Origin of the sequence: Mesorhizobium sp. M0701 (genome assembly GCF_040320365.1) — a bacterium.
GTDB lineage: Bacteria > Pseudomonadota > Alphaproteobacteria > Rhizobiales > Rhizobiaceae > Mesorhizobium.
In genome coordinates this window covers 141250-156362 of record NZ_JAMYPO010000003.1, presented here as the reverse complement: position 1 = coordinate 156362, position 15113 = coordinate 141250, and the positions used below count along the sequence as shown (strand labels likewise).

Here is a 15113-nt window from a genome sequence, read left to right as displayed (position 1 = left end):
GCAATGCCGACATCGGCGGCGGCAAGTGCCGGCGCATCGTTGATGCCGTCGCCGACCTTGGCTACCCTAACCCTTGCCCCTTCAACTCGCCGAGGATGCGCTGCTTGTCCTCCGGGAGCAGTTCGGCGCGCACCTCGATGCCGAGCTGTTTGCCAATGGCAGCCGCCGTGCGCTTATTGTCGCCGGTTAGCATGACTGTCCTGATGCCTGCATTGGTCAGCGCCTTTAGCCCGGCGAAAGCATCCGGCCGGGGTTCGTCGCGCATGGCAATGAAGCCGGCCAGCGCGTTGTCTACAAGCAGCACCGCCACTGACTTGCCTTCATCGTTCAATGCCACGATGCGTGCCGCCTGGTCTGCTGGCAGCAGGTTTATCTCGCCCGCCGCGACTGGCGAGCCCAGAAACAGGTTCTTGCCGCCGACACGACCGATAACCCCTTTACCGCCGATCGCTTTGGCTTCGGCGGCAGGCGGCACGGGAATGTTGCCGGCTTTGGCCCTTTGGAGGATGGCCAAAGCGAGGGGATGGCTCGAGCCGATCTCAAGCGCTGCCGCCAGCGAAAGGATGTCGCGTTCACCGGCACCCACCGCAACGACATCGGTGACCTGTGGCTTGCCGAGCGTCAGCGTGCCGGTTTTGTCGAGCGCCACGGCGTTGATGGTCGCGAGCCCTTCCAGCACCGCCCCACCTTTCATCAGCAGGCCGCGCCGGGCTCCGGCCGAAAGCGACGCCGCGATCGCCGCCGGAACTGAAATGACCAGCGCGCACGGGCAGCCGATGAGCAGCAGCGCCAGCCCCTTGTATATCCATTCGTTCCAATCGCCGCCCAAGAGCAGCGGCGGTGTGGTGGCCACGAGCGCCGCGATGGCGACAACGCCGGGCATGTACCAGCGCGAAAAGCGATCGATGAAGCGCTCGGTCGGCGCCTTGTTTTCCTGCGCCTCCTCGACCAGCTTGATCACGCGTGCAATCGTGTTGTCTGCGGCGGTCGCCGTCACCTTGACGCGCAGCACGCCGTCGCCGTTGATAGTGCCGGCAAAGACCGTGTCGCCGACGTCCTTGCGCACCGGCACGCTTTCACCGGAGACGGATGATTCATCGATGGCGCTCCCGCCTTCGGTGATCTCGCCGTCAGCCGGAATCCGGTCGCCCGGCCGCACGAGGATGATGGCGCCCACAGCCAGACTTTCTGCCGGCACCTCGCGGGTCTGGCCGTCTTTCTCGACGAACGCGGTTTTGGGAACGAGGGCCGTGAGCGCTTGAATACTGGACCGTGCCTTGCCGGCCGCAACCCCTTCGAGCAACTCGCCGATCAGGAACAAGAAGACCACCGTCGCCGCTTCCTCGCCGGCACCGATGATGACGGCCCCGGCCGCCGCCACAGTCATCAGCATTTCGATTGTGAACGGAATGCCTGCCGCTGCGGCCATGGCCGCTCGGCGCGCGATCGGAGCCAGGCCGAGCAGCATTGCGGCGATGAAGGCCCACGGGCCGGTCGCGGGCCAGGCGTAATCAATCGCGAAAGCCACGGCCAAGGCGACCCCGCTGGCGATGGCCAGGCGACCCTTGGCGCTGTCCCACCATAGCTCCGACGCCGGCGCATCATCGTTATCATGTAACCGCGCCACGTTCTCGTCGTGATTGCGCCTTCCGTCGGCATGGTTGTCGGCGGATTGATCGGACGCCGGCGTCCCAGACTTGGAGGTCAGCGGAGCGACGGCGTAGCCGAGGCCGGTGACCTTCCTCTCGATCGCGCCGAGATTGCTTTCGGGAGTATGAGTGACCGTCAGAGTGCCCGCCGAAACGGATACGTTGATGTCCTGAACACCAGGCATCCGCCGCACGGCCGTATCGATTTTGCTGGCGCAACCGGCGCAATCCATGCCTTCCACGCGGTAGCGGGTCTGTTGTTTGGTCGCAGCCATGATGAACCTCTTGTATCTTCGACCGCGACGCTACATCCTCTAGCGACTAGAGGAGCAAGCGAAATGTCAACAGGTGTGACCATCGGTGAAGCGGCCCGACACAGCGGCGTGAAGGTTCCAACCATCCGCTACTATGAGCAGATAGAGTTGCTTCCTGCCGCTGCCCGCAGCGAAGCCAATCGCCGGCAGTATGAAGCGGCAGACTTGCGCCGGCTCGCCTTCATCAGGCACGCGCGCGAGTTGGGGTTCGGGATCGAAGCCATCAGGGCGCTGCTGACGCTGCAGGATAATCCCAGCCAGCCTTGTGCCACCGCCGACGCCATTGCCCAGGCGCGTCTGGCCGACGTGGTTCAGCGGATACGCAGCCTTACAGCATTGAAAGCCGAGCTGGAGCATATGGTCGAAGGCTGCCGGCACGGAAAAGTCTGCGAATGCCGTGTCATCGAGGTGCTGGCGGATCACGATAAATGCGAGCATCCTCACCATTGATTTGCCAGAGCAGAGCTCGCGTCAGCCCCGATGTCGCGGCATCCGGAGCTTGCAAAAGCCGCACTTTACGGTCAACCTGAGCGGATGATGGCGCGCCTGTCACCAAAACACCTCCTGGTCATGCTCCTCGCGGTCGTCGTGACCGCCGGGTTCAGCCTGTCCGCCGCTCAGGCTGCCGTCATGTCGGCCAGGATGGCAGTCGACGGCCGCATGACCATGGCCGCAGATAACGGCACCACCGACGCCGACATGGCCAAGATGGCCGATGCCAGGGACGGTGACTGCAACGCTTGCCTCAAGGGCTCGGCCGGCAATGACAAACCGATGCAATGTGCGCCGACCTGTGTCGCACCGGTTCTGGCGGTGCTGCCGGAGGCTCTCCCCGTGACGGGACTGCCGCAGCCCGAGCTGCCGTCGGCGCTTACCGCCCCGTTCCTGCACGGGCGAAGTCTGCTGCCCGAGCCATTCCCTCCAAGACCCAGCGCTCTCGTCTGACGCCGTTTCTGCCGTTCCACGGCTGATTAGCGGCGTTTGATCGCTCGGTTGCGCGTAACTGCGCAGCGGGCGCGGTAGCAATTCAATCGACGTCGCGACGTTCGCCGTCGGTTACCGCAAGGGTCACAAAAGTGAATTCCGTTTCAAATCCGTTCATAACGCGCCGCAAATTCCTGCTTGCGGCAGCGAGCATTGCCGCGGCGCCGATCCGCCCTGCGCTGGCGATGGCCACGGGCGAATACCGGATCAGGGTGGCGCCGGGCCAGGCACGGTTCGCCGGCCCTGATGGTCCGCGCACTCCGGTATGGGCCTATGATGGCATGGTCCCCGGCCCGACACTGCGCTTACGCCAGGGGCAGCCCGCTCGGATCATCGTCGAGAACGGACTGGACGAAGACACCACGGTTCACTGGCATGGCATCCGGCTGCCGAACGCCATGGATGGCGTGCCCGGCCTGACGCAGAAGCCGATCAGGCCAGGTGAAAATTTCATCTATGAATTCACCCCGCCCGATGCCGGCACCTTCTGGTATCACCCGCACGCCAACAGCCTGGTCCAGCTCGGCCGTGGCCTTGCCGGCGCACTGGTCGTCGAGGAGGTCGAGCCGGTCGCCGTCGACCGTGACATTCTGTGGCTGCTGCAGGACTGGCGGCTTGCGGCCGATGGGCAGATCGCCGGCGGCTTCGGCAGTGCCATGGATGCGTCGATGTCGGGCCGCGTCGGCAATGTCGTCACCATCAACGGCACGGGGCCAGGCGATCGGAGCGTGAAGGCCGGCGAGCGCGTCAGGCTGCGGCTCGCCAATGCCTCGCTTGCCCGCATGATGGCGCTGCGCTTCGAAGGCCACCGTCCGGTCGTCGTCGCCATCGACGGCCAGCCCTGCGATCCGCATGAACCGGAGGGCGGTCGCCTGGTGCTGGCGCCCGCCATGCGCATCGACATCGTGCTCGACATGCAGGGCCACCCCGGCAGCCGCCACGCGGTGATCGACGATTTCTACGACGGCCTCGCCTATACGCTGACCACGCTGGCCTATGACGCAGCGCCGCCGCTGAGAACCCATCCGCTCGACGCGCCAGCCGGCCTGCCGCGCAACCCTCTGCCCCAGCCCGACCTCGCTGGCGCCGAGCGCCAGGAAATCGTGCTGCAGGGCGGCATGATGGGCGGCGGCAAGCTCAAGGGCGTCGGCGGCATGATGGGCATGGGGATGATGGGCATGAACGGCGGTGCGGCCTGGGCGATCAACGGCATGTCGATGACCGGCGACGGCCATGCCGGCATGGCGCCGCAGTTCACGCTGAAACGCGGTGTGACCTGCCATCTCACCATGCGCAACGAAACCGCCTGGTGGCACCCGATGCATGTCCACGGCTTCAGCCTGTCGGTCATCTCGCGCAACGGTTCGCCGGTGCCGCACCGCCAATGGCAGGACACGGTGCTGCTCGCCCCCAAGGATGTGATCGAATGCGCCTTCGTCGCCGACAATCCCGGCGACTGGATGCTGCACTGCCATGTCGCCGACCACCAGATGGCGGGTCTTATGACCGTCTTCCGCGTGACCTGAAACTTTTTATCCAACGAAGGAGAACTGCAATGAAACTGACCTACCGCCTTGCCGCACTGTCCCTGCTGATCGCAACGCCGCTGCCCGCCTTCGCCGCAACGATCAACGCCGTCATGTACAAGAACCCGCAATGCAGCTGCTGCGAGTCCTACGCCAACTATCTCGAGCACAACGGCTTCAAGGTCGACATCAAGCCGGTCAACAATCTCTCCCAGATCAGCAGCGATGCCGGCGTGCCGGCCGACCTCGAAGGCTGCCACACGCTGATGGTCGACGGCTATATCGTCGATGGCCTGGTGCCGGTCGAGATCGTCAAGAAGCTTTTGACCGAGCGCCCTGCCATCACCGGCATAACGCTCGCCGGCATGCCGGCCGGCGCCCCAGGCATGGGTGGCGAGAAGCAAGGCCCCTTCGTTGTCTACGCCTTCACCAAGGACGGCAAGGCGCCCACCGTCTACGCGACCGAGTGAGGACATTGTGAGCAAACTAGCCATGGTCCTGGTTGGCATGCTGCTGGCGTTTTCGTGGCCGGTATCAGCCGCTGAGCCGCCGCAGAACTTTGCCGTTCACGAGGCGCCCGTCCCCGTGCCGGAAATCAGCTTCGAGGATGGCAATGGCAAGCCGAAAATGCTTGCGGATTTCCACGGCAAGGTCGTGCTGCTTAACGTCTGGGCGACATGGTGCGCGCCTTGCCGCAAGGAGATGCCGACGCTCGATCGCCTACAGGCCAAGCTCGGCGGTCCGGATTTCGAGGTCGTCGCGCTGTCCATGGACCGCGCCGGTCCTGAGATTGTGAAGAAGTTCTTCGCCGACATCGGCATCAAGCACCTCGCCCTCAACATCGACGTCTCGGGCAGGGCCATGTTCGCCATCGGAACCGTCGGCCTTCCGGCAACCCTGCTGGTCGACCGCGACGGCAAGGAGATCGGCCGGCTGATTGGGCCGGCCGAATGGGACGCCCCCGACATGGTCGACTTCATCCGCAGCCGCATCGCCGCCAAGTGAGAAAGGGACAGATATGTTCGGGCTAAAGGCTCGCTGCGTTGCATCGGCTTTGAACGAATGGAGGTGCTTGCTGCTAAGCGTAATTGCCATTGCGGCGCTGACCGCGGGCTTTTCGTATCAGGCGCAAGCCCACTCGCTCGACGAAATCGACGCCACGCTTGAGGCCGACGAGAAATATTTCCAGCCGATCGACAAACCCGCGCCTGATTTCACGCTGCGCACCGCCGAGGGGCGTGTCGTGCGAACGGCCGATCTGCGTGGCAAGGTGGTCGTCCTCCACTTCATCTACACGTCGTGCCCGGATGTGTGCCCCCTTCATGCCGAGAAGGTCGCCGAGATCCAGAAAATGGTGAACGGCACGCCGATGAAGGACCGGGTCAGCTTTGTGACCATCACCACCGACCCAACCAGGGACACGCCGGACGTGCTCAGCAAATACGGGCCGGCGCACGGGCTCGATCCCGTCAATTGGCTGTTCCTGACCACGATGGAGGATCAGCCGGAGGATGCGACCCGCAGACTGGCGGAGGCCTTCGGCCACAAGTTCAAGCTGACGGATGATGGTTATCAGATGCACGGCACCATCACCCATGTGATCGACAAGGAGGGCCGCTGGCGGGCGAATTTCCATGGCCTGGATTTCGCGTCGGTCAATCTCGTCACATTCGTCAATGCGCTTACCAACAATGTCGAGCGCCCGCACCATGAGCAGGAAACGGGATGGTGGGCGAAAATCAAGGGCATGTTCTGAGGCATCATTTGCACGTGCCGGCGGTCCGGCGAAACAGAGGGAAGGAGAACCCTGTGACCCACAAGTCCAATCCATTGAGCGGAGCCGTCGGCAAAATGGCCCGTGCCGTCATGCTGGCCGGCGCGACGATCTGGCTCGCGCTCGGTCTCCACAATCAGGCGATCGCCGCGGGCGAGATGTCCCAGGACCAGTTCGACCAGCGCATTCACGACTACATTCTTGCGCATCCCGAGGTGCTCGTGCAGTCGCTGCAGAGCCTCGACGCCCGCCAGCGCGAGGCTGCCGCAAAAGAGGCGAAAGCCGCTTTGAAGGACAAGGCGGACGAGATTTTCCGGGACCCGGCGAGCCCGATCGGCGGCAACGCCGAAGGCGACGTCACCATGGTCGAGTTCTTCGACTACAACTGCCCCTATTGCCGGCAGGTTGCGCCGATCATGGCGCAAGCAATGGCCGACGATCCGCAGCTCAAGATCGTCTACAAGGAATTCCCGATCCTCAGCACGGATTCCGTATTTGCTTCCAAGGCGGCTCTCGCCGCAGTGCGCCAGGGCAAATACATGGCATTCCACAAGGCCTTGTATGCGGTGAAGACGCGGGTGACCGAAGCGGTCGTGCTGAAGGTGGCTGCCGACGTCGGTCTCGATGTGGCTAAACTGAAGACCGACATGCAGCAGCCCGATATCCAGGCGTCGATCGACCGGAATACGCAACTGGCCCAGGCGCTGAAGATCAGCGGAACGCCAAGCTTCGTCGTTGGCGAGCAGATTTTCCCCGGCGCGACCGACCTCGCAACGATGAAGAAACTGATCGAGCAGGCGAGGACCAGCAAATGAGCCGAATATTTTGCCCAAACCGACGGACGGTTGTTCTGGGGAGCGCCTTTGGCGCCGCTGCGGTCGTGAGCCTGCTCAAGGGGCCGGATTTGGCGATCGCCGCTGAGGATCCCGATCTGGCACGCCGTTTCAGATATCTCAGCCAGAACGGCAACAGCACGTGTTCGACCAAGTTCACGGAATCGATCGCGACCATGCCGGCAATGTCGCGGATCACGGGCTCGTGCTGCAGCCCGATGGAGACGAAGCGCTATGCCGAGCAGGTGAGCGGCCTGGCCAGGTACCGCGAGATTGCGATGATCCCAAGCGATCCGTACGATATTCCGGCCGGCATCGCACAGAAGATGATGCCCTATTACGATGTGAAACTCTCCGGCGATGAGCAGCAGGCCTACGACTACGCGATGGCCAATTCCAACGAGAAAGGCCCATGCTGCTGTCAATGCTGGCGCTGGAAAGTGTATGGCGGGCTGGCGAAGTTCCTGATCCGCGAGCACGGTTTCACCGGCAAGCAGGTCGTCGACGTCTGGGATCTCTCCGACGGCTGCGGCGGTGGAGAGTAGAGCCGGGCGACGCCTCGGATGCGGTTCAACAAGCGCTCTCAACCTGTTCTAGCTTCTTGAAAGGTGCGCTTGACCTTCCGGTGGCTGGAACGGTTAGGCTCATTGCCAACTTCCGGAGATCGTCCAATGGCGGACCGAACCATGAATTTCGAAAGGCAGCTATTGGCCCCGTTCAGAGAGGCATATCGGCAAGGCAGATCAGATGTCGCGGAGTATTTGCTGCGAGCGCTGGAGGCACTGATCACAGCCCTGCCGTTCCCGAGTTACCGCACGGCCAGCATGTTTTGGCCGAAGCCTACTATGAACTCGTTCGTCGATAGCATTGAACATGCCCTGATTGACCGGCAAGCCACCGCCTTCGTGGGCTGATCGAGTTGATCGAGTTCGCCTTGACGGGCATACATGGCGAACTAGTTCCCCTCGCAATCGCCGGTGGCAGCGGCGGCGGGAGGGATGATTGTAATGATGATGGACGGTTCAATGTGGATGATGGGCGGCATGGCGCTCATTTGGGTCCTGGTGCTTGTCACCCTCGTGCTCGCGATCGCGGCGCTGGTCAAATATTTGCGAACCTGACAGCATAGGCAGTCGGGGTCAAAAGAGCAAAAAGGGCGGAAAGTTGTAGTCGTCATCGGAAGCAGCAGCGTCATCGGGTCGGCGTCGGAACTGGTCCGGCCCCCTCGGCTCTTAACGTCTGTCGCCTTCGGCCCTCTCAGGAGTGGCAAATCGCCGGCTATGAGGTCTGGATGGCGAAGCGCAAAGACACGGTTATTGTTACCGGCAGCACCGGCTTCATCGGCTCGGCTCTGGTCAACAGCTTCGCCGACCGGTTTGCTCTCGTCGGCCTCGACCGGGCGGCGACGCGTCAGCCGCCGCCGGCCGCGGAGTGCGTCTGCATCGACCTGACATCGGAGGACGTCGTGGCAGCCGGCTTGGCGCGCGTGCGGACGGCCTATGGCGCCCGCCTCGCCTCGGTGATCCATCTTGCGGCCTATTTCGATCTCACAGGCGAACGGAACCCGCTCTACGAAAAGATTACCGTTGGCGGCACCGAGAAGCTCCTGCGCGCCCTGAAACAATTTGAGGTCGAGCAGTTTGTCTTCATGAGTTCGATGCTGGCGCACAAGGGTGGCCGACCAGGCGACATCATCGATGAGGATTGGCCGCTCGAATCGAACCTACCCTACCGCACCTCGAAGATCGAGACCGAGCGCCTGATCCATGAGCAGCACGGGGCGATCCCTGTCGTCTATGCCAGGCCGGCCGGCGTCTATGATGATCTCGGCCGTAACGCATTCCTCGCCAATCAGATTGCGCGTATCTACGAAGAGGATCCGACCGGGCATGTATATCCGGGTGACCTGCGCACCGGGCAGTCGTTCCTGCATCTGGAAGACCTCACCGATGCGGTGGCGCGCCTTATAGATCGGCGGAAGAAACTTCCCACGGAGCTGGCGCTGCTTCTCGGCGAGCCTGAGGTCATGGGCTACGGCGAACTTCAAGCCGAGATTGGTCGGTTGATCCGTGGCGAGAACTGGGAGACACGGGAGGTGCCGAAGGCGCTCGCCAAGGCGGGTGCCTGGGTCCAACAGGACGTGCTGGGCGAAGAATCATTTGTTCGTCCCTGGATGGTCGATATCGCCGACGACCACTACGCGATCGATATCAGCCGTGCCCGCGATGTCCTCGGCTGGCAGCCCCGGCATTCCCTGCGCGAGACGTTGCCGCGGATCGTCGACGCGCTCAAGGCAGATCCCGCCGGCTGGTATCGGGCCAACAAGCTCAACGCCGCCAAGGTGGCCGGCAGCGGAACAAAAGCGCGAGAGAAAGACAAGGCGTTCGAGGCCAAACACGACAAGATGAAACCCGGACACATGGCCGAGATGGCGGGGATGGGCAAGCAGATGCTCTGGGCTCATTTCCTGGTCATCACGCTTGGCGTGTGGCTCCTCACCAGCCCGCTTCAGTTCGCGCTGTTCGATCCGGCGGCGGCCGGCACTGTGCGTGACGTCACGCAAGAGCGTGGACTGTGGGAACCGGTGCTGCGCAACGCGCTCACCGGCTGGAGCGACATTGTCTCGGGCTTGCTGCTGATGCTGTTTGGCGGGCTCGCACTGTCGCCGCGTTTTTCCTGGGCGCAATGGGGCACGACGATCGCCGGCATATGGCTGCTGTTCGCGCCGCTGTTCTTCTGGACGCCGAGCGCCGCCGCCACCATGAACGACACGATCGTCGGCGCGCTGGCCATCACTTTCTCGGTGCTCGTCCCGATGATGCCAGGCATGAGCCACGAAGGGATGATGGACGAGAGCACCGTTCCGCCTGGCTGGACCTACTCGCCGTCATCCTGGCTGCAGCGCCTGCCGATCATCGCGCTCGGTTTCTTCGGTTTCCTCATCGCCCGCTATCTCACTGCCTACCAGCTCGGCCATGTGGGTGCTGTCTGGGAGCCGTTCTTCCCCGGCGGAGACGGCAGGAACGGCACGGAATTCATCATCACATCCGACGTTTCTCGAGCCTGGCCAGTCGCTGATGCCGGGCTTGGCGCCGTGGCCTATATGATCGAAACCCTGATGGGCGCGATGGGCACGGCGACCCGCTGGCGCACCATGCCCTGGATGGTGACCTTCTTCTTCATCCTGGTGGTGCCGCTCGGCGGCGTCTCGATCTTCTTCATCATCATCCAGCCGATCATGATCGGCACCTATTGCACACTGTGCCTCATCGCGGCGGCGGCCATGCTGGTCATGATCCCGCTGACGCTGGACGAGGTGGTCGCCATGGGCCAGTACATGCTGCGCAGCGTGCGGGCAGACCGTCCGTTCTGGCGCACCTTTTTCCAAGGCGGGCCGGAGCCGAACGGCGAGGCGGACAAGAACGATCCCGGCTTTTCCGCCGCGCTTGCCGCACAGTCCGCCGCAGCCATTCGCGGTGTCACGTTTCCATGGACGCTGGTCGCATGCTGTATCGTCGGCGGTTGGCTGATGGTCTCGCGGCTGGTCTTCGGCACAGCCGGCGCCATTGCAAACAGCGATCACCTCTCGGGCGCCATGATCATCACGATCGCGGTCTGCGCCATGGCCGAGGTGGCACGGCCGTTGCGATTCCTCAACCTGCCGTTCGGGTTATGGCTGATCGCAGCGCCCTGGCTGCTCGACGGCGCGACCAGAGGTTCGACATTGAACAATGCCGTTGCAGGGCTAGTTGTGATCGGCCTCAGCCTGCCTCGGGGGCGCCGAAGCAAGGAGCACTACGGCTCATGGGACCGCTATGTCGCCTAGACGAAGCCTGGAACCGGCTTGGTCTTGCCGCTCAGTTGCGCGCCCAGCGTCAGTGCCTGCGGGAAATTCTGGACGATCGCCGCCATCAAGGTGGCGCTGCCGGGGCGAAGGGCAATTCCGGCAACGGCCGCGGCGGCGTATACCCGTGTCGAAAACAGTCTTTTCCAGGCCGCCTCGTAGCGTCTGGCGGCAGCCTCGCGCCCTGCTCGGCCACTTGGCGCGCATGCGAGTTCGCAAGCCAGCAGCCAGCCGGACTGAAGCGCCATCGAGATGCCCTCGGCGATGACAGGATGAGACTCTCCGGCTGCATTGCCGACGCGGAAGATGTCCCCTTCGTAGCACGAGCGAATTCCCGGCCGGATCGGACCTGCGGCAAGCCACGGACCGTCGAGGAGAGCCGGTTCCAGGGCGTCCCGCACGCCCCGGCATGAATTCAGGAGATGCCGGGAGACCGCATCGGCGGCCGACACATGGCTCCGTTGTTTGAGGCCATATTGTTTACGCAGCCGCGCGAGCATATCGCGCCGGATGCAGCACGAGATCGACAACCGGCCATGATCCGCCGAAACCATGCCGCCGTAGCCGCCAGGGAAGGCCAGCAGAGGCATCAAATCCGGCGCCAGCGACGACCCGGTGAAATGCGCCTTGAAGCCGAGCAGGTCCGACGGCCGATTGGCCTTTGCGAGTTGGCTGCGCAATGGTCCCGGTTCCCACGAGCCGTGAGCGGCGACAATCACCGGCGCACGCAACATCGCCGCTTCATCCCCGGCCTGAATTCGCACCCTTTGCATCTCACCGTCCGGCTCGATGGCGACGGCGCGGCAGGGTTGAAAGATTTCGACACCCGCCGATCGCGCCGCTTGCAAAAGCAGAGAGTCGAGAATGTCCCGGCCGAGCGCCCGGCCGAAGCTGTCTTTCGCACGAGGCCCAGCTCCTGCACGTGGCATTGCCGCCTCGACGCAGGTCTCGCCGGAAAACAAGCCGACGCGGCGGATTTCGGGGCCGGCATTGGTACGCCAGGCATCGCCGATCTCGAGCCGGCCGAGAAGCGCAAGATTGCTTGCCGAGATGTATTCGCCGCAGACCTTGCGGCGCGGGAACGCGCTTTTTTCCACAATTGCCACGGCCCATCCGCGCCGGGCCAGCGTGAGCGCGACGGAGGTGCCCGCCGGGCCGGCACCAATGACGATCGCGTCATGAGTCGACAATCCCGTCATGGCTCGACACTGGCACTGGCGCCGACGAAGATGTGGGAAAACAGGCCGGCGCGCCGCTCCTCGACCGGTTTGCCGTTGGCCGCAAGCCAGAGACCGGTAAGCTCGCTGCCGCGAAAGCCGGCACGCACGCTTTGCGCCGCGTCGTTTCGTGTGACGTCGTTGGCGCCGATTGCCGGCAGAAGACGGGTCGCGGCCAGCGGCAGTTTCGCCCGCAGCGGCTCTGTCGCGATGAGCAACGGGGCTTTCGGCCTGATCAGCGAAAACAGACGCACGAGCTGCGCATCGTCGAGGTGATGCAGGAACAGATTGACGGTGACGGCGTCGAACGGCGCACCCTCGATCTTTCCTGCCCAGTCGAAGACATCGGCGGTGACGCCTTCGGCCTTCCATCCCAGCCTGTCAAAATCACCGCGCAATTGCGCGGTGACGAGGCCGACGCGGTCGAGCATTACCAGTTCGACCCCAGGCCAATGCGTGGCCATGCGCCGCGCCACCGCCAGCATGAAGGAGCCATCGCCCGCGCCGATCTCCAGAATGCGGCGTGGCGGCTTTGGCACAAACCTCCTAAGCAACGACGTCATGATCGGCACCTGAAACATCAGCATATTGATGCGCCGAAGGTCGCGGCGCGCGGCCAGCGCTCGCGGATCTTCGGCCGCAAGTCCGTCGAGGATTTCCGGCGCAAGCTGCCGGTGCTCCAGGCCGCTCATGACACCGTTCGAAAGAGCATGGTTTCGGCCGTCAGCCCGGGTCCGAACGACATGCCGCAACCGAGCAGGCCGGGTGGCGCCTTCAACATCTCCTTCATCACGAACATGACGGTCGCCGACGACATGTTCCCATACTGGCGCAACACCTCGCGCGATGGTTCCAGCGCGGTGGGCTCCAGTTCCAGAGCCCTTTCGACGGCGTCGAGCACCGAACGTCCACCCGGATGCACGGCCCAAAGGTCGATTGCCTCGGTCGGCCGGCCGCCGAGCATGGCGGCCTGGCTGTTCCGCAACGCCTCATGAATCGCTGCCGGCACCTGGCCGGAAAGAACCATTTCGAAGCCGTGGTCGCGAATATTCCAGCGCATCAGATCCCGCCGCTCCCTCGCCACCAGACAGTGAAAGCTATCGAGCTCGATGCCGGCCGGCTCGGCGGTAATGAGCGTGGCCGCGCAGCCGTCGCCCCAGAGGCAGAACGACAGCAGTTTTTCCAGCTCGGTGGTTTCGCGCAGATGCATCGTGCAGAGCTCGATATTGACCAGCAGGACCTTGGCCTGCTGGTCGGAGCGGACGATGTGGCGGGCCAGCTTGAGCCCGTTGATCGCCGCGTAGCAACCCATGAAACCGATCATCGTGCGTTCGACACTATCGGGAAGCCCGCAACGCGCGATCAACTCCAGATCGATGCCCGGCGCCGAAAAGCCAGTGCAGGTGGTGACGATAAGATGGGTGATGCGGGAAGCGTCGTCGCCAAGCTGCAATCCGTCGATGCCCTTTTGCGCCAGAACAGGTGCGGCATCGTCGAACATCGCCATTCTCGCCGCTGTTCCGGGAAACGCGCCCCGGATGAAGGTCCCGGCCAGGTCGGCAGTTGGTCCTTCGGGGTCGGACGCCGGCGCAAAGCAGGAATAGCGGTGCTCGATGCTGGCAAGATCGGCCATGCGTTCGAAGATCCTCCGGCGATCGGCCGCGAGCATGGAGGCCGCGAAACGCAGGTAGAATTGATGAACCTCGTGCTCCGGCACCGCCGTCGCGATCCGGTTGATATAGGCGTTGACGGGCATATTCTGTCTCCTCGGCGGGTGCACGGTGTAACGTGCCGCCGGAGGGTCCTTGCTCATCGTTACCCGGTGTCGAACACCGGGTTTTGAGCGCTGTTCGATAAACGTTTCCGAAAACTGATTTCTTCCCGAAGGTTCAGTGTGCGCTGTTGGCAGGGAAACGGTTGGAGCGGGCGGGCGGTTGCGTCGGGCATCCAAAATCGCCACATCATGTTGACCTTCCATCTACTGGAAGGTCTATTTCCTCCGACAAAGGAGATTTTCCACCATGAACATCGGTATCGCATCCGAAAAATCCGGCCTGCCGTCCAAGACGATCCGTTATTACGAGGACATCGGGCTCTTGCATCCGGCTCGGACAGACAATGGCTATCGCGATTACTCGACGGCCGATATTCACCGGCTGCGCTTCCTGCAGCGCTCGCGAAGCCTGGGATTTTCGGTCGACGAATGCCGCCAGTTGCTCTCGCTGTATCAAGACAGGGAACGTGACAGCGCCGACGTGAAGGCGATCGCGAAAGCCAAGCTGGTGGAGATCGACAGGAAGATCGCCGAACTGGTCGGATTGCGCGGCTTGCTTCACCAATTGGTCAGTCACTGCCACGGCGACGAGCGGCCGGATTGCCCGATCATCGACGAGCTGGCAGGACAAGGCGTCGCCCAGTGAGGTGGATTGAAAATCGGAGCGGCTGACGTGCAAACTTCGCTGTCATGCCGGCTTGTGCTGCCGCACGACCTTCCATTCATGCCAGATCAGCACCATGACGACAGCATCGAATACGGTCAGGACAAGCAGGCCGAACGAATGGGTGTAGGAGTAGCGGTAGACTTGATAGAACATAAATGCGCCCAGCGCCGCAAGCGATGCCGGATACGACCACAGCTTGCCTCTCAAAAGCCCGACAACGAGCAGCAGTTTTATCAAGCCGTGGCTAAGCAGGTAGAAGGCATAAAACTCCTTGCTGGCGACGGAAAAGTGGCTTGCCATCTGCGACAGATAGCCAGCTATGAAATCGTTCGGATCTTCGATCAATTCCTCTTGAGTGAATGTATCGACCCAGGAGGCAATGGCGTCGGTGGTGACGACATAAAGCAGGATCCCGCCCACGCATTCGATCAGGGCATGCGCCCCTTTAAGCCAGATGCTGAGCTCGAAAATCTGATGGATGCGGCGTTCGTCTACTGCTTTCACAAAATTCACCTTGCGATCGACAACAGC

General features: G+C 62.9%; 16 protein-coding genes. 11 read left to right on the top strand and 5 right to left on the bottom strand.

From position 1 onward, the window contains the following. Positions 1–61 precede the first annotated feature (61 nt). The gene (locus NKI24_RS04620) at positions 62–1924 is read right to left on the bottom strand and encodes a heavy metal translocating P-type ATPase (RefSeq protein WP_502901431.1); all 1863 of its coding nucleotides are present in this window, start codon (positions 1922–1924) and stop codon (positions 62–64) included. 63 nt (positions 1925–1987) lie between these two features. On the opposite strand from NKI24_RS04620, the gene NKI24_RS04615 reads away from it, so the two are divergent. The 10 genes from NKI24_RS04615 to NKI24_RS04570 all read left to right on the top strand — a co-directional run bounded on the left by NKI24_RS04615 (position 1988) and on the right by NKI24_RS04570 (position 10906). Next, positions 1988–2413, top strand: coding sequence for a MerR family transcriptional regulator (locus tag NKI24_RS04615; protein ID WP_352455405.1), 426 nt, complete (start codon positions 1988–1990; stop codon positions 2411–2413). Positions 2414–2443: 30 nt separating this feature from the next. Further along, on the top strand, positions 2444–2908 hold the full coding sequence (locus tag NKI24_RS04610) for a hypothetical protein (RefSeq protein ID WP_352743628.1): 465 nt from the start codon (positions 2444–2446) through the stop codon (positions 2906–2908). Between the two features lie 131 nt (positions 2909–3039). Beyond that, entirely contained in the window at positions 3040–4473 is a 1434-nt protein-coding gene (locus NKI24_RS04605) for a multicopper oxidase family protein (RefSeq protein ID WP_352743626.1), read from the top strand. Between the two features lie 29 nt (positions 4474–4502). Then, positions 4503–4943, top strand: coding sequence for a DUF411 domain-containing protein (locus tag NKI24_RS04600; protein WP_352452325.1), 441 nt, complete (start codon positions 4503–4505; stop codon positions 4941–4943). A gap of 7 nt (positions 4944–4950) precedes the next feature. After that, the gene (locus NKI24_RS04595; RefSeq protein ID WP_352621413.1) at positions 4951–5478 is read left to right on the top strand and encodes a TlpA family protein disulfide reductase; all 528 of its coding nucleotides are present in this window, start codon (positions 4951–4953) and stop codon (positions 5476–5478) included. 67 nt (positions 5479–5545) lie between these two features. After that, positions 5546–6229 (top strand): SCO family protein, encoded by a 684-nt coding sequence (locus NKI24_RS04590; protein WP_352743624.1) that lies wholly within the window; start codon positions 5546–5548, stop codon positions 6227–6229. Between the two features lie 53 nt (positions 6230–6282). After that, complete coding sequence (locus NKI24_RS04585) at positions 6283–7062, top strand: DsbA family protein (protein ID WP_352743622.1); 780 nt, start codon at positions 6283–6285, stop codon at positions 7060–7062. Then, entirely contained in the window at positions 7059–7625 is a 567-nt protein-coding gene (locus tag NKI24_RS04580) for a hypothetical protein (protein ID WP_352452329.1), read from the top strand. Before NKI24_RS04585 ends, NKI24_RS04580 begins: the two co-directional genes overlap by 4 nt. Positions 7626–7751: 126 nt before the next feature. Further along, a complete protein-coding gene (locus tag NKI24_RS04575; RefSeq protein ID WP_352743620.1) occupies positions 7752–7994 on the top strand; it encodes a hypothetical protein in 243 nt (80 codons plus the stop codon). 377 nt (positions 7995–8371) lie between these two features. Continuing rightward, entirely contained in the window at positions 8372–10906 is a 2535-nt protein-coding gene (locus NKI24_RS04570) for an NAD-dependent epimerase/dehydratase family protein (protein ID WP_352743619.1), read from the top strand. On the opposite strand, the gene NKI24_RS04565 is transcribed toward NKI24_RS04570, so the two are convergent. The 3 genes from NKI24_RS04565 to NKI24_RS04555 are packed head-to-tail and all read right to left on the bottom strand — an operon-like array spanning position 10903 to position 13897. Next, positions 10903–12123, bottom strand: a complete 1221-nt coding sequence (locus NKI24_RS04565) for an NAD(P)/FAD-dependent oxidoreductase (protein ID WP_352743617.1) — start codon at positions 12121–12123, stop codon at positions 10903–10905. The genes NKI24_RS04570 and NKI24_RS04565 overlap by 4 nt on opposite strands. After that, positions 12120–12833 carry a class I SAM-dependent methyltransferase gene (locus NKI24_RS04560; RefSeq protein WP_352743615.1) on the bottom strand — a complete coding sequence of 238 codons (714 nt, stop codon included), beginning with the start codon at positions 12831–12833 and terminating at the stop codon, positions 12120–12122. The genes NKI24_RS04565 and NKI24_RS04560 overlap by 4 nt, the downstream gene beginning before the upstream one ends. Then, the gene (locus NKI24_RS04555; protein WP_352743613.1) at positions 12830–13897 is read right to left on the bottom strand and encodes a type III polyketide synthase; all 1068 of its coding nucleotides are present in this window, start codon (positions 13895–13897) and stop codon (positions 12830–12832) included. Before NKI24_RS04555 ends, NKI24_RS04560 begins: the two co-directional genes overlap by 4 nt. A gap of 265 nt (positions 13898–14162) precedes the next feature. Between NKI24_RS04555 and cueR the strand changes: the two genes are divergently transcribed. Continuing rightward, on the top strand, positions 14163–14561 hold the full coding sequence (gene cueR / locus NKI24_RS04550) for a Cu(I)-responsive transcriptional regulator (protein ID WP_352569081.1): 399 nt from the start codon (positions 14163–14165) through the stop codon (positions 14559–14561). 42 nt (positions 14562–14603) lie between these two features. Here the strand turns inward: cueR and NKI24_RS04545 are convergent, their stop codons facing one another. Beyond that, positions 14604–15086 (bottom strand): DUF2127 domain-containing protein, encoded by a 483-nt coding sequence (locus tag NKI24_RS04545; protein ID WP_352743611.1) that lies wholly within the window; start codon positions 15084–15086, stop codon positions 14604–14606. Between the last annotated feature and the right edge of the window lie 27 nt (positions 15087–15113).

Coding starts and splice junctions, on each gene's coding strand:
- NKI24_RS04620 (WP_502901431.1), bottom strand. CDS start 1,924: ATGGCTGCGACCAAACAACAGACCCGCTACCGCGTGGAAGGCATGGAT.
- NKI24_RS04615 (WP_352455405.1), top strand. CDS start 1,988: ATGTCAACAGGTGTGACCATCGGTGAAGCGGCCCGACACAGCGGCGTG.
- NKI24_RS04610 (WP_352743628.1), top strand. CDS start 2,444: ATGTCGCGGCATCCGGAGCTTGCAAAAGCCGCACTTTACGGTCAACCT.
- NKI24_RS04600 (WP_352452325.1), top strand. CDS start 4,503: ATGAAACTGACCTACCGCCTTGCCGCACTGTCCCTGCTGATCGCAACG.
- NKI24_RS04580 (WP_352452329.1), top strand. CDS start 7,059: ATGAGCCGAATATTTTGCCCAAACCGACGGACGGTTGTTCTGGGGAGC.
- NKI24_RS04575 (WP_352743620.1), top strand. CDS start 7,752: ATGGCGGACCGAACCATGAATTTCGAAAGGCAGCTATTGGCCCCGTTC.
- NKI24_RS04570 (WP_352743619.1), top strand. CDS start 8,372: ATGGCGAAGCGCAAAGACACGGTTATTGTTACCGGCAGCACCGGCTTC.
- NKI24_RS04565 (WP_352743617.1), bottom strand. CDS start 12,123: ATGACGGGATTGTCGACTCATGACGCGATCGTCATTGGTGCCGGCCCG.
- NKI24_RS04560 (WP_352743615.1), bottom strand. CDS start 12,833: ATGAGCGGCCTGGAGCACCGGCAGCTTGCGCCGGAAATCCTCGACGGA.
- NKI24_RS04555 (WP_352743613.1), bottom strand. CDS start 13,897: ATGCCCGTCAACGCCTATATCAACCGGATCGCGACGGCGGTGCCGGAG.
- cueR (WP_352569081.1), top strand. CDS start 14,163: ATGAACATCGGTATCGCATCCGAAAAATCCGGCCTGCCGTCCAAGACG.